We start from the raw sequence: 13,862 nt of genomic DNA, 5'->3' as shown, positions 1-13,862 counted from the left end.
CGCCGCAGCGAGCCACTGCAGGCTGGCGCCCGAAGGGACGGCTAATGTTCGAGTTTGGCCCGCAGTTCGCGAGCGGTTTCGAGCAGCCCTTCGTAGCCGGAGCGCGCATGCGCTGGCAGGTCGGGATCGCCGACGAGCGTACCCAGCGTTTCGATCAGGCTGTAAAGGATGCCCTTCGCGGCGCCGGCCGCGATATTTCCCGATGACACCAGCTGATCGACGTGACTGACGGCCGCGTCCAGGTGTTCCAGGTCAGGCCGTTCGCCTGTTTCCGGTTTGTTCGACACATCGCGCGTCATGATGGACACTCGCTCCCTGTTGAATGACCGCTGAACGGATCGGTAATGTTGTTATATACCGATCGCGGATGATCGTCCATTCGTCGCAGCACCGACGTCACGGCGTCCATCGATACATCAGGATTTTGGCGCGTGCGTCGTCTTCCAGGGCCACGACATACTCGCCGTTCGCACGCTGCACCGCGCTGATGCCGAGATAGATGTCGACCCAGCCCGACGTGTTGCCGACGTTCGCGCCGGGCGTCATATAACCGACCGGCTGGCCTGTGCGCGCGTCATAGACATCGACCTTCGGCGTATAGAGTTCCGCGACGAAAATGTAGTTGCCCGCCACGGCGACGCCCACCGGCGTGACCTGAGGCGCAGTCTGCGTGCTCCACGGCAGCGAGATCGCGTACTGCATCGACGGCGTGCCGCTCGTCCAGTTGTCGTAGCGCGCGAGCACAGGGCCGGCTTCTTTCCAGTGCGCACTGTCCCACGGCACGGCGGCTGTGAAACCGGAGATATACATCGTGTCCGTCCGGGCGATATAGACGATGCGCGCGATACGCGTGAACGGTTGCGGCATCGGGAACATCTTCGACGCCGAATACTGGTAGATGGGGTTGCCCACCGGGTCGAAGCCCTGCAGCGGCATCTCGCGAATGCCGCTAACCGGTGTCGCCTGCCAGATGTTGCCGTGCGTATCGACCCAGTAGAAGCCGTTGCCGACCGTGCTGCCCGTCGACGGATTGCCGGTGATCTCGCTCGCATCGACGTGACCGTCGCCATTGATGTCGCGCCACATCCATTCGCCGTAAGTCGGCTGACCTGCGGGCCAGCCGCCCGGCACCGGGTTCTGCGCGAGCAGCCCGGAAGGAATCGCGACCTCACCATCGGTTGCAGGATTGAAGCGATAGACGGCGAGGTAATGCGCATTCATGTCGAGCGTGTACAGATACAGATTGCCGTTGATCCTGCGCAACATCGGCGAGCCGCGCACGTTACGCGGCAGATGCAGCGACGGATCGTCCGGATAGTCGAAGCGGTTCATCGTGTACGCCTTGTACGACCATTCCTGCCCGGGCGGCCGGCTGTAGTCGAGCGTGAAATGCTTCGAGCCGGTATAGACGTCGCTTGGCGATCCGGGGTCGAACGCCGCGCTATCCACGAAGGTCAGACCGTGCAGATGCCAGTTCAGCGAGCGCGTACCGAACGCATAGCTTTCGAGCACCGTGCCGTCGCCGGTGTAACCCGAGCCGAACGGACGCGGGCCGAAGTTGTTCTGCGCGATGTACAGGTTGTTCGATTGGTCGAAACCGATGCCCGTGACGCCGTTAAGCCGCATCGGCCCGGTCTCGCCCTTTGTTGCGTGGAAGATGCCCGAGAGGGTGCCGATCGATACGTCCTGCTGCGTCTGCCCACTTGCGAGCTTGTTGAAGACAAGGATTTGCTGCATCGGTCCGTTGTCGGCCACGAGGATCTGGCCGGACGGCGCGATCGCAACATCAGTCGGTATCGCCGACGCAGGCAGCGCAAGCGTGCCCGACAGAAGCGCGCCGTTCGCGGAGTAATGCGCGACGCCCATGCCGCCCGGCGAGCGCAGCCCCTGTATCACCCACAGCGTCGAATCGGTATCGATCGCAATGCGACCCGGCGAAGTGACGCTCCACGAACGCAAGGGCTGCATGGTTTGGGCATCGAGCACCACGATCCGGTTGCCGTAGGTATCGGCGACGTACAGTTCCGTGCTGGTTGCAGCGAGCCCGCGAATGCCCGCATCGGTGCCGGTCGGCACTGCGTTCAGCAGCAGGAAGCTGTTCTTCGTCGCGTTCGCGCTGTTGCCAATGCCGCCTGCGAACGGTACGCCGGCAGCGATGTTCGCGAGCGAGCGCCGCGTGATGCCGAACCACGTCTGGTCTCTCGGCGGATAGTCGGCCCCGACGAGTCCATTCTTCCCATTGCCGATCGACATCGCCGCATACAGGTACGTCTGATTCGTCGCGATCGCGTCGCCACCTGTGTTGCCCCAGCCGTGCGTCGATCCAGCGACGGCAAGCTTGTCGCCATTGCGGTATGCGGCAATTTCACTGCCGCTTTCGTCCCATGGAGCATTGGTGTAGACCGTGCCGTCGGGCGCGACGCTGATCGCCTCGACGTCCTGCTGAACCCATTTGCCGTCGCCGAAGCCGAAGCTGTTGCCGATCCAGGAGGTCGTGTAATTCAGTTGCGATTGCGCGTGCGATGCCACCGGCAGCAAAGACTGCCAAACCAGTACCGACGCCGCGAGAAAGGAAGATACTTTCACGGCGAGATTCCTTGCGAGAGATGCAGCGTTGGCTGATCGAATGCCATCAGCCTGTTATTGGCCAAGGGCGTATGCGTGATAGCCACGCAAAGCCCGGCGTCTTTATGCTCGCACAGAATCCCGGCAAACAATTCGCAAAAAAAAACGAAAAAGGGGGTACAGGTAGTGACTTTATGCGTATCGCGTTAATCGTTTGTCGATGTGATGCAGGCCGACGCGCTCGACACCCGGTACAGCTTGGCTTCGTATGCGCGCCTTTATCGAGGCTCGCTCAGAACATCGTATTCGTGTTCGCCGACTGCTCCGGCACCGCCTGGATGACGTCCCAGTGTTCGGTGATCTTGCCGCCCTTGACACGATAGATGTTCACGATAGCGCGGCCACGATCCGCTGGATTCGCTGTGGAATGCAGATGGACATACACCAGATCGCAATCGACCGCGGAGCGGATGATCTGCGAATGCGCCTGCGGGTTTCGGTCGAAGACTTTCGCGAAGGTTTCGCTGAACGCCTTGCGACCGTCCGCAACCGTCGGATTGTGCTGCACATAGTTTTCGGCGACGTAGCGATCCGCGGCGCTCAGGTCATGCTGATTGAAAAACTGCTCCTGAAATGTAAGCACGACCTGGTGGTTCTGCTCTGCTTCGGCAGGGCTCGGACAGCTCGCCTAGGTTTGCGATTGCGCTTTCACCACGGGAGCGGAAAACAGCATGGCAAGCAATATGCCAGACGCCAGTATTGCGGTATGTCCGATGCGTGCCATCGAGGAAACTCCCGATTCACATGAATGACTTTACGCACGGTACACCACCGCCTGCGATCGATGCCAGCTCGCTGCAGAGAATTCCTTTGCAGCCGCCGGCTGGGCCTGAGCAACGCTATAGCTGTTGACACGATCACCGATCTGCTGATCCCGAATATCCTCACCTTTCATACAAAACGCCCTCGCCAGCGCTCCCGAATGTTCTCACCATTGTCGGTCCGTATCGCTGTCTCTCGACCCGGGAATTGCGGCCCGAGGGCGCGTACCGGGTACGATGTCTATCTGGTTACCAACGGAGACTGCGAGCTTGCGCCCCACCGAGTCCACACCACTCGACCTGCCCCTGCCATCGCGCAACTTTGCCGAGACGCGGCGCATTCTGCTGGTCGTCCTCGCGGCAGCCGTGCTGATTCCGCTAGTGTGTCTGATTGGCTATGGCTATTACGACTACCAGCGCCGCACGACTGATGCGAACGACGTCATCGACCGGCTCGTCCGGGTGGCACAGGAACACGCGATCAAGGTGCTGGATCTGAACAGCGAGATGGCGACACGAATCGTCGACCTGCTCAACGATAGCGACGACCAGCAGATCCGCGCGCAGGAAGAACGGGTGCACCGGCGTCTTGGCGCGATCGGCGGCGACTTTCCGCAAATCGCGGCGATCTCCCTGTTCGGCGCAAACGGCGATCTGCTGGCAAGCAGCCGCTATTTCCCCGTGCCGCGGGTTTCGATTGCCAACCGCGACGACTTCCAGTCCGCGCGCGCCATCCGTCCTGAGCCGTATTTCTCGCTGCCGATGCGCGGCGCGAACGGCCAGGCGGATGTGTTCACCACCAACATGGGACGCACCGCTGCCGCAGACGGACGCTTTCTCGGCGTCGTATCGATCGCGTTGCAGCGCAAGTACTTCTTCGACTTCTATCACGATCTGGTCAGCGAAAATCCGTCGGTGGCGATCGGCCTGTACCGGCGCGACGGCGCCATCCTTTCGCGTTATCCCGCCGGCAAACTGGACGTCATGCCAGTCGAAGAGACGCCCTTCACGCGAGCGCTGCACGACAACCTGCTGTTTGGCCGCATTCGCATGACGTCGACGGTCGATGGCGTCGAGCGACTGCTGTCGTTCCGGCGCGTCGGCAACTATCCGCTTTACGTCGTGGCAGGCTACTCGACAAACGTGCTCTTCACGCAGTGGTGGCAGCATTACCTGCTGATCGCGGCCATCACCTCCGTGCCGTGCATCGCACTCTGCGTACTCGTGCTGTTCTCGCTGCGTCAGTTGAAAGCCGAACAGGCCGCCTGGGAACGCTGGCAAGCCGAAGTGGCAATGCGTCTTTCAGCGGAAGCGTCGAGCCGCCAGTTGCGCCGGATGGGCGCGCTGGGCAATCTCGTCGCGAATGTCGCTCATGACTTCAATAATCTGCTGATGGTCGTCTCGACGAACATGGGGCTCGCGCGTCGCAAAGGCTTCAACGATCTGGAGAAGGAAGTGGTGGCGGTCGAGCGTGCGACCGCTGGCGCACAGTCGCTGGCGCGGCGCCTGTTGAGCGTCGCGCGCAAGCAGCCGCTCAAGCAGGAACCGGTGGACTTCGCCAGCTGGCTGCCGGCGACAACCAATCTGGTTCAGACGGCCGTCGGCGATAAGGTGCACGTGAGTGTGCAGGTCGTGCCCGATCTGTGGCCTGTGCTCGCCGACGCGACTGAACTCGAATTCGCGATCCTCAACATCGCCGTGAACGCGCGCGATGCGATGCCGCTCGGTGGCCGCTTCGTGATCCGCGGTCAAAACGTGCGTTTGACCGCGAGCGATACCATGCTGCCCGACGGCGACTACGTGCTGGTGTCGTTGTCCGACGATGGCGAAGGCATGACGGAAAGCGTCGCGCAGCGAGCGTTCGAACCGCTCTTTACGACCAAGGTGAGCGGCGCAGGCACAGGCCTGGGACTTGCGCAGGTGCTGGCCGCGTGCGAGCAGGCGGGCGGGACGGCACGCATCGACAGCGTGCCAGGGCGAGGCACGACGGTGCGCCTCTATCTGCCTCGGTATCACGGAGAGGTTGCGCCGGTCGAGCCGCCGGCGAGAGCGACGCTCGACGACGCCGACGCGACGCAGGGCTCGGTGCTGCTGGTCGAAGATAACGAAGAGGTCGCGGCGGGTGTCGCCGCCGTCCTCGAAGTATTCGGCTGCAAGGTGCGTCATGAACTGACCGCCGACGCCGCCCTCGAGATCCTCGCCGAAGGCGATACGTTCGATCTGGTGTTGTCGGACATCCAGATGCCGGGCCGGCTGAGCGGCATCGATCTGGCCGAGTCGGTACAACGTTCGTGGCCCTCGCAACGGATCGCACTGATGACGGGCTACGCTGACGAACTCGAGCGTGCGAAACATCTTGGCGTGCCGATTCTCGCGAAGCCGTTCGATATCGATGAACTGCGCGAGCTGGTTGCATGCGCTCCTTGACTGCGACGTGAACGATAACGGGCGTGCCAGCGGCTCGTTCTCACGCGTTGTCTTTATGCGCAAAAAGTATTGATTGTTGTTGGCGCAAGGACAGACGAAGTCCGTCCGTTATATTCCGTTCCCACGCTCCCGAAAAATCTCACCTAAGGGCGCGAATCGTGTCGCATGCGATAGTGCGACCGTCCAGACCAATGCACTGAAAATGGCGTTCGACGTCATCGTTCGCGATAGCTTCGCATCGTTCATCAGGCAGATAGGTGTGGCGCGGCCGCGATCGCATCGATCCTCGCCAAGCCTTTATCTACAAGGCTCTCCGGGTGAATGCAGAGCGTTGTCGAATGCCTGTTCCTGCCATTGCCCGAACGGACCGGTGAGGAAGTCGAAGCCACTCGCGATCACGTTTTTCGAGCCTCGACGTGCGCACCGAAAACGCAAAACACGAGGCTCCAGCGTCACCTCCCGAAAACTCTCACCATTCGTCGCCGAACCTTCTATGCCCGTAAACAACTGATGCGCGTGCATATCAACGATGGCAATGCGCAGGGCAAGTTGGCGCTGTTGCATCTCCGTGTCGTTGACCCTCGTGAGCGAGAGCGCTACTCGATGTCGTCGAGCAGTGGCGTTCAGTATCCATTCTCACGCAGTGCTTTTCGGAGAGACGCCGGAAACGGCCAGAACATCAAACGGGGGAGCGCAGCCGCGAATCCGGCGGCCAGGCCTGTTCTCGCATAGACGCGCGTCGGCTCCCGAACTATCTCACCATTGAACGGACGAATCGGCGAGGACCCGCCGCCCCTTCCATTTAATTCCAGTCAGTCCAATATAGACTTTTTAGTCTATACTTCATCACGACCGGTCGCTGCTCTTCGCGACTACAGCCTGCTGCGCACGTGCTTCTTCAATTCAAGGACGGAAGTCATGAAAATCAGGGAATTCGGTGTCGAACGCTGGATGGATCTCTATGAGGACCACTGCGAGCTGAATCTCGCGGAAACCTGCGTCGAGTCGCTCACGGTCGAAGAACTGCTGGAGATCTCCGGCAAGCGGGACTCGATCCTCGCCGAGATACTGCCGCTCAAGCTGACCTATGGCGCGATCGACGGCACCGAGCGGCTGCGTTCGAACGTGGCTTCGCTGTACGAAGAGCAGCAGGTCCCGAATGTGCTGATCACGCACGGCGCGATCAGCGCGAATGCGCTGGTGTATGAAACGCTCGTCGAACCGGGCGACCATGTGATCTCAGTGCTGCCGACGTATCAGCAGCACTATTCGATTCCCGCGAGCTATGGCGCGAACGTCGATATCCTGCCGCTGCGCGAGGAAAACGGCTTCCTGCCGGATCTTGAAGAACTGAAGCGCCTCGTCAAAGACAACACACGCATCATCGCGATCAACAACCCAAACAACCCGACCGGTTCGCTGATGGACCGAGCGTTCCTCGAGCAATTCATCGACATTGCGCGAACGTGTGGCGCCTGGGTGCTGTGCGACGAGGTCTATCGCGGCACCGACCAGGAAGGCGATGGTTTCACGGTATCGGTCGCTGACCTGTACGAAAAGGGCATCAGCAGCGGCAGCGTGTCGAAGACGTGGTCGCTCGCAGGCCTGCGTGTGGGCTGGATCGTGGCGCCTGTGGACCTGATTCATCGCGTGCAGATTCATCGCGACTACAACACGATCAGTGTCGGCATGCTGAACGACCTGTTCGCTTCGATTGCGCTGGAGAACCGCGACGCGATCCTGAAGCGTAACCACGACATCCTGCGCGGCAATCTGGCGCTGCTGGATGCGTGGATCGCGAAGGAACCCCTGCTCTCCTACGTCAAGCCGAAGTCCGGCACGACTGCGCTGGTGCGTTTCGATCTCGACATGTCGTCACGCGACTTCTGTATCGCACTGCTCGAAAAGACGGGTGTGATGTTCACGCCGGGTAGCGCGATGGATATGGAAGGCTATGTGCGGATCGGCTATACGAACAACCGCCAGGTGCTCGAAGCTGGTCTCGCGAAAGTCTCCGACTTTCTGCGCGAGGCAGCACGCAGGTAACAGGCTGTTCGCGACGTGCTGACCGGATGTCAGGCGTGCTTTCGTTCCGCTCACCGTTAAGCTGTTTCTTCGTCGCAGACCATGGCTAACGGTGGAGCGGTGCGCAAGCCGGCAGCGCGCGACGCACCGTTCGCTCGATCCCGAAAAGTCTCACCTTTAGCGCTGTATATGTACAACGGCAACGTCTGCATCGGTGGACACCCAATCAACCGGGTGTCCTGAAACCGCCGCCGCAACACTCAATACGTCTCCAGATGCAGCCGCCCTTCCCGCTTGAGCGTCTGCCACAACGGGTCCCACTCCAGGCCGTTCTGTTCCGCGATATCACCCAACGCCTGCAACACACCGTCTTCCATGCCCTTGAGCCCGCACACATAAATGTAGGTGTTCGCATCGCGCAGCAACTGGGCCACGTCCGCGCTGCGTTCACGCATCGCGTCCTGCACATATCGCTTCGCTTGACCAGGCGTGCGTGAAAACGCGAACGTCGTGTCGATGAAGTCGCGCGGCAGATTGACGAGCGGCCCGAAGTACGGCAACTCTTCCTTGGTCCGCGCCCCGAAAAACAGCATCAACTTGCCAGTCGCACCCTTCAGACGGCGACGACGGCGATATTCCGTCATCGCCCGCATCGGTGCCGAACCGGTACCGGTGCAGATCATCAGCAGATGCGAGCTCGGATGATTCGGCATCAGGAACGTGCTGCCGAACGGACCGATTACGTCGACCTTGTCGCCCTTCTTGAGGTCACAGAGATAGTTCGAGCAAACGCCGTCTGCCTCGTTGCCCTGATAGTCCCGCGTCACGCGTTTTACCGTCAGCGAGAGGTTGTTGTAGCCCTTGCGTTCACCGTCGCGCGGACTTGCGATCGAATACTGCCGCGCATGATATGCCTTGCCGTCTTTCGTCGCGCCCGGCGGCAGCACGCCGATCGACTGTCCTTCCAGCACCGGGAACGGCATCGTTCCAAAATCGAGCACGATGTGATGTATGTCGCTCCCGGTCGTCTCGTCGGTTAGCCGGTAGTTGCCGACTACCGTCGCCGACACCGGGACTTTATGCGTATAAAGGTTGACGTAGGGCTTAGCTGCCGACCACGGCGGCAGCGTCGAACCGCGCACGGTGTCGACCTCGATGCCATCCGACATTTCGGTCGACTCGCCTTCCGCACCTGGTTGTGCCGCGAGGGTATCGAGCGCCGCACTCGCCGTCGTGTTCTGTGCGGGCAACTCGTCCCACGTGAACTGTTCTTCGATGCTGTATGCGTCGGCCTTGAGCACCATGCGCCAGTTGTCGATCGCACCCGTCGGGCAGGGCGACACGCAGGCCATGCAGCCATTGCACACATCGGCCTTGACGACGTAGTTGTTGTCGTCGTGCGTGATGGCGTCGACGGGGCAGGTCTCTTCGCATGTGTTGCAGCGAATGCAGATCTCCGGGTCGATCAGATGCTGCTTGAGCACTTGTATCGGGGCTGGGCCGTTCATATTTGTCTCCCCCTGCGTACGGACGTCGCAGCCAATTGCATCGCGTCCGTACGCCTGGTATTGCTCGGTTGATGCCAGGTTAAAGCTCAGCTAACACTCAGTTGAAGCGCACGTAGTCGAAGTCGATCGGCTGACGGTTGATGCCCATCGCCGGCGGTGCGATCCAGTTCGCGAACTTGCCCGGTTCGACGACACGCCCCATCAATGACGCCACATACGCGCGATCTTCCGGCGTCGGCAGCCATTTGGCCTGATTCGCCTGCCATTCGCTTTCGTTCATGACGCGACCGTCGGGCGCCACGCGCACCCCGGCGAACGTGCCGATCTGCCGATTGAATGCCTTATGCGGAACGGTCATGCGGAAATCGATGCCTGCTTTTTCGAGCACCTTGTTCCAGCGGCCGACACCTGCCACCGAATCCTTGATGTAATCGTCGCGCAGCACTTCGTTCATCGCGTTGAGCATCGGCACTTCGCGCTCGACGAGCTTGCCGTCCTGCACGTCCAGCAGCTTGTAGCTCTGACCGGTCAGTTGATGGTCGTCGTCGCGCTTCGTTTCTTCGTAACGGCCCTTGAGACCCGAGCTATAGAAGGTCGCTGCATTCGATGAATGATCCGCACCGAACAGGTCGATCGTCACCGAGTAGTGGAAGTTCAGGTAGCGCTGAAGCGTTTCGAGGTCGATCACGCCAGCCGCGCGGATCTTGTTGACGTCGTCGGTCTTGAGTTCGTTCATCACCTGCGCGGTGCGCTGGATCACGCGCGACACGCCTGATTCGCCGACGAACATGTGATGGGCTTCTTCGGTCAGCATGAACTTCGTCGTGCGTGCGAGCGGGTCGAAGCCGGATTCGGCGAGCGCGGACAGCTGGAATTTGCCGTCGCGATCCGTGAAGTACGTGAACATGAAGAACGACAGCCAGTCCGGCGTACGTTCGTTGAAGGCGCCGAGAATGCGCGGATTGTTGTCGTCGCCGGAGCGGCGCTCGAGCAATGCATCCGCTTCCTCGCGACCGTCACGGCCGAAGTAACGATGCAGCAGGTATACCATTGCCCACAGGTGGCGCCCTTCCTCGACGTTCACCTGGAAGAGGTTGCGCAGATCGTACATCGAAGGCGCGGTCATCCCGAGATGCCGTTGCTGTTCGACCGATGCGGGTTCCGTGTCGCCCTGCGTGACGATGATCCGGCGCAGGTTCGCGCGATGCTCGCCGGGCACGTCCTGCCAGGCCGCTTCGCCCTTGTGCTCGCCGAAGTTGATCTTGCGGTCTGCGTCGCCCGGGGTAAGGAAGATGCCCCAGCGATAGTCGGGCATCTTCACGTGATCGAAATGCGCCCAGCCGCCCGGATCGACGCTCACCGCCGTGCGCAGATAGACGTCGTAATTCGGCGAGCCCTCCGGGCCCATATCGCCCCACCATGACAGGAAGTTCGGCTGCCATTGTTCAAGCGCGCGCTGCAGCGTGCGGTCATCGGCGAGGTTGACGTTATTCGGAATCTTTTCGCTGTAGTTAATCGTGGACATGTTCGGTTCCTCAGGCTTGGGCGCTTGCTGTGCGTGATCGGTGAAGGTGCGCGCGGACGGGGATTGCCTGGACTGCGGCTCAAACCCGGTTCAGGTCGAACTGCGCCTTGCTTCCCTTGCCGTACACCTTGAGCGCACCCTTCTCGCCCACTGCGTTCGGCCGGTTGAAAATCCAGTTTTGCCAGGCGGACAGCCGGCCGAAGATGCGCGTCAGCATCGTCTCTGGACCATTGAAACGCAGGTTGGCTTCGAGGCCCGTCAGCGCATCCGGCGACATCGCCGCCCGTTCTTCGATGGCGATACGGATCTCGTCGGCCCAGTCGATATCGTCCGGCGACGCGGTCACGAGACCCAGCCGCTCGGCCTCCACCGGCTTGACCGGCTTGCCGATCTGCTCGCGAACAGCCTGCATTGGACCGGTTTCATCGTAGAAGCGGCGGCCTAGGCGCGACTGGCCGGTGATCATCGGATACAGCCCGAAGTTCACCTCAGACAAAGTGATCGCCGGCTCTTCGTCCTCATTGCTGGGCAGCGCGGCCATGTAGGTGCGGTCGGTCGCAAAAGCAAGTTCGGCAAACGTGCCGGCAAAGCACGAACCCGGCTCGATCAGCGCGAAGAGGGACCGCGACGACACATCAATGCGCGCCAGCGTGCGGCGCAGCATGCCGATCGTTTCGCGCACGAACCAGTGGTCCTTGTGTTGCAGCAACGTGGCATCGGTGGCGAGCAACGCGCGGGCGTCACCTTCAGTCTTGAAGAGCCATGTGCCGATGTCGAGTTCGTTGGTACGCATCGAAAGAATTGCATCGTCGAGTTCGCGTGCGAACTGCAGCGGCCACCAGTTCGCGCCCGCGGCAACAATCGCGTCGATATCCGACGGCTGGACGCCCGAAGGAGCCTTCGCGGTGAACTTCGCGGTACGCTTGACGCGGTCGATGGTGACATCGACCGTGGCATAGCCGAGGCCGTCTCCGCGATCCGTGCGCTCCACGCGTGTCAACGCCACGCCCTTCGCGTCGGCCGGACGGTCGCTCAGCGCGGCAAGTTCGAGCGCGCGGGCCTGAATGGTCTGCTTGAACGCATTCGGCTTGACCACCTCGTCGACGAGGCGCCAGTGCTTCGCGCGCTCCCCGCGCACGCCTTCGACGATCGTGCAGAAGATGTCGGCGCGGTCGTGGCGGACCTTGCGCTTGTCGGTGACACGGGTGAGGCCGCCCGTGCCGGGCAGCACGCCGAGCAGCGGCACTTCGGGCAACGCGACGGACGACGAGCGATCGTCGACCAGGTAAATCTCATCACACGCGAGTGCCATTTCGTAGCCGCCGCCGGCGCACGCACCGTTCACTGCTGCGAGAAACTTGATACCGGAATAGCGCGACGTATCTTCGAGGCCGTTGCGCGTCTCGTTGGTGAACTTGCAGAAATTGACCTTCCACGCATGCGACGACAGCCCGAGCATGAAGATGTTCGCGCCCGAGCAGAACACGCGGTCCTTGAGGCTCGTCACGACGACCGTGCGAACTTCCGGATGCTCGAAGCGAATCCGCTGGATCGCATCGTGCAGTTCGATATCGACGCCCAGATCGTACGAATTGAGCTTGAGTTTGTAGCCTTCGCGGATACCGCCGTCTTCGGCGATGTCGATGCCGAGCGTCGCGACCGGACCATCGAATGTCAGCTTCCAGTGTTTATAGCGCGACGGCTCCGTGCGGTATTCGACACGCGGACCAGCCGACGGTGCAGCGGCCGCCGGCACCGAAGCGGCTGCCTGACCTGCGGCCGAGGTTGCGGCGCCCTGCTCCACTGATTGAGCGACTGACATGGATGTCTCCTTCGTACATTGCGAGTTGGTTGAATGTACGATAGTGCATCTTTTCTGCCGGGTAAAGCACTTTAGTTCTTATTAAGGGTTTCTCCGGACAGCCATTCAATAGCAGGATAATTCACTTTTATTCCGAGGCAAGGCGCGCTGCCAGGCGGTCCCTCAGCGACAGATAGCAATCGGCGAGCGGCTTGCCGCTGGTGTCGAACGTCATGTCGGCGCGGCCGTAGAACTCTGCGCGCCCTTCCAGAATGCGCTTCAGGTCATCCATCGCTTCCTTGTTGCCGGACATCGGCCGCAGGTCGCCTTGGGCAATCACGCGGCGCATGTGTTCTTCCGGCGTGGCTTGCAGCCAGATGGTGAAACAGTGGGCGAGCAGCGCCTTCAGCGTCGTGGGCTCCGACACCAGGCCGCCCGGCGACGCGATCACCGCGCGGGGATGCTCCTGGATCACGGCCTCCAGCGCACGGTGCTCGTAGCGACGGTAAGCGCTCGCTCCGTAGAGCGAGTGGATCTCCGAAGGCGGGCAGCCGGCGAGTTGCTCGATGACGCGGTTCAGTTCGACGAACGGTGCTTTCAGTTCGTCGGCCAGCATCCTGCCGAGCGTCGATTTGCCGGCGCCGCGCAGGCCGATCAAGGCGATCCGGTTGCGCCGGTTCGGGTCCTGCGGGGCGGTGGCCAGCATTTCCTCGAGCGCAATGCGGGCCCGTTTCAGCGTGTCGTGATCGCGGCCGTAGAGCAGTTCGCGGATGCGCAGCCAGTCAGCCGACGAGGTGGTCTCGTCCCCGACAATTTCCGCCAGCGTGCAATTTAGTGCCTTCGTCAGCTGACGAAGGAACAGCACCGACGCATTGCCGACGCCTGACTCCAGATTCGCGAGGTAGCGCTCGGACACTTCGGCCTCTCTCGCCAGCACCTTTCTTGTCAGGCCACGGCGGGCACGCAACAGCCGCACGCGCTCTCCCATGCCGACCAGAAACGGATCGCGGCCCTCGCGCCCTTCCTCGAGCGCGGCATCCTGCTCACCGGGCTCGACCGGCTGTGCAGCGGCGGTTTGCTTCATGTTGACCCGTTCCTTCCAGAGCTGTTGATGAATTATAGTGCTTGACATGCAGTTTGTCGCGGGCTAAGTTTAATGCACCTGTTTCGCTTTTTATTGCCCCACATCA

General features: G+C 61.3%; 10 protein-coding genes. 2 read left to right on the top strand and 8 right to left on the bottom strand.

The genetic code is table 11. The annotated features are described in order from the left end of the window. Positions 1 to 41: 41 nt before the first annotated feature. The 3 genes from B0G77_RS30915 to B0G77_RS30905 form a co-directional block, all read right to left on the bottom strand. The gene (locus B0G77_RS30915; RefSeq protein ID WP_133665680.1) at positions 42 to 299 is read right to left on the bottom strand and encodes a hypothetical protein; all 258 of its coding nucleotides are present in this window, start codon (positions 297 to 299) and stop codon (positions 42 to 44) included. A gap of 97 nt (positions 300 to 396) precedes the next feature. Next, the gene (locus tag B0G77_RS30910) at positions 397 to 2,586 is read right to left on the bottom strand and encodes a hypothetical protein (protein ID WP_133665679.1); all 2,190 of its coding nucleotides are present in this window, start codon (positions 2,584 to 2,586) and stop codon (positions 397 to 399) included. A 271-nt stretch (positions 2,587 to 2,857) separates the two neighbouring features. Beyond that, positions 2,858 to 3,208: a nuclear transport factor 2 family protein gene (locus B0G77_RS30905; protein ID WP_133665678.1), complete on the bottom strand. Its 351-nt coding sequence runs from the start codon at positions 3,206 to 3,208 to the stop codon at positions 2,858 to 2,860. A 415-nt stretch (positions 3,209 to 3,623) separates the two neighbouring features. On the opposite strand from B0G77_RS30905, the gene B0G77_RS30900 reads away from it, so the two are divergent. Further along, positions 3,624 to 5,813: a hybrid sensor histidine kinase/response regulator gene (locus tag B0G77_RS30900; RefSeq protein WP_133665677.1), complete on the top strand. Its 2,190-nt coding sequence runs from the start codon at positions 3,624 to 3,626 to the stop codon at positions 5,811 to 5,813. 297 nt (positions 5,814 to 6,110) lie between these two features. Here the strand turns inward: B0G77_RS30900 and B0G77_RS30895 are convergent, their stop codons facing one another. Further along, a complete protein-coding gene (locus tag B0G77_RS30895; protein WP_133665676.1) occupies positions 6,111 to 6,377 on the bottom strand; it encodes a hypothetical protein in 267 nt (88 codons plus the stop codon). Between the two features lie 354 nt (positions 6,378 to 6,731). Here B0G77_RS30895 and B0G77_RS30890 point away from each other — a divergent pair, with 354 nt between their 5' ends. Beyond that, positions 6,732 to 7,859, top strand: a complete 1,128-nt coding sequence (locus B0G77_RS30890; RefSeq protein WP_133665675.1) for an aminotransferase — start codon at positions 6,732 to 6,734, stop codon at positions 7,857 to 7,859. Positions 7,860 to 8,098: 239 nt separating this feature from the next. On the opposite strand, the gene boxA is transcribed toward B0G77_RS30890, so the two are convergent. The 4 genes from boxA to B0G77_RS30870 form a co-directional block, all read right to left on the bottom strand. Further along, entirely contained in the window at positions 8,099 to 9,346 is a 1,248-nt protein-coding gene (gene boxA / locus B0G77_RS30885) for a benzoyl-CoA 2,3-epoxidase subunit BoxA (protein WP_133665674.1), read from the bottom strand. A 97-nt stretch (positions 9,347 to 9,443) separates the two neighbouring features. Then, positions 9,444 to 10,871, bottom strand: coding sequence for a benzoyl-CoA 2,3-epoxidase subunit BoxB (boxB, locus tag B0G77_RS30880; RefSeq protein ID WP_133665673.1), 1,428 nt, complete (start codon positions 10,869 to 10,871; stop codon positions 9,444 to 9,446). A 79-nt stretch (positions 10,872 to 10,950) separates the two neighbouring features. Further along, positions 10,951 to 12,693 carry a 2,3-epoxybenzoyl-CoA dihydrolase gene (boxC, locus tag B0G77_RS30875; protein ID WP_133665672.1) on the bottom strand — a complete coding sequence of 581 codons (1,743 nt, stop codon included), beginning with the start codon at positions 12,691 to 12,693 and terminating at the stop codon, positions 10,951 to 10,953. 127 nt (positions 12,694 to 12,820) lie between these two features. Next, positions 12,821 to 13,756: a helix-turn-helix transcriptional regulator gene (locus tag B0G77_RS30870; protein ID WP_133665671.1), complete on the bottom strand. Its 936-nt coding sequence runs from the start codon at positions 13,754 to 13,756 to the stop codon at positions 12,821 to 12,823. Between the last annotated feature and the right edge of the window lie 106 nt (positions 13,757 to 13,862).

The sequence above is a fragment of the Paraburkholderia sp. BL10I2N1 genome (assembly GCF_004361815.1).
Taxonomy (GTDB): domain Bacteria; phylum Pseudomonadota; class Gammaproteobacteria; order Burkholderiales; family Burkholderiaceae; genus Paraburkholderia.
Note: the sequence above shows the minus strand (reverse complement) of the source record. Positions and strands in the feature narration are given on the sequence as shown.

Coding starts and splice junctions, on each gene's coding strand:
- boxB (WP_133665673.1), bottom strand. CDS start 10,871: ATGTCCACGATTAACTACAGCGAAAAGATTCCGAATAACGTCAACCTC.
- B0G77_RS30915 (WP_133665680.1), bottom strand. CDS start 299: ATGACGCGCGATGTGTCGAACAAACCGGAAACAGGCGAACGGCCTGAC.
- B0G77_RS30895 (WP_133665676.1), bottom strand. CDS start 6,377: ATGCAACAGCGCCAACTTGCCCTGCGCATTGCCATCGTTGATATGCAC.
- boxA (WP_133665674.1), bottom strand. CDS start 9,346: ATGAACGGCCCAGCCCCGATACAAGTGCTCAAGCAGCATCTGATCGAC.
- boxC (WP_133665672.1), bottom strand. CDS start 12,693: ATGTCAGTCGCTCAATCAGTGGAGCAGGGCGCCGCAACCTCGGCCGCA.
- B0G77_RS30890 (WP_133665675.1), top strand. CDS start 6,732: ATGAAAATCAGGGAATTCGGTGTCGAACGCTGGATGGATCTCTATGAG.
- B0G77_RS30870 (WP_133665671.1), bottom strand. CDS start 13,756: ATGAAGCAAACCGCCGCTGCACAGCCGGTCGAGCCCGGTGAGCAGGAT.
- B0G77_RS30900 (WP_133665677.1), top strand. CDS start 3,624: ATGTCTATCTGGTTACCAACGGAGACTGCGAGCTTGCGCCCCACCGAG.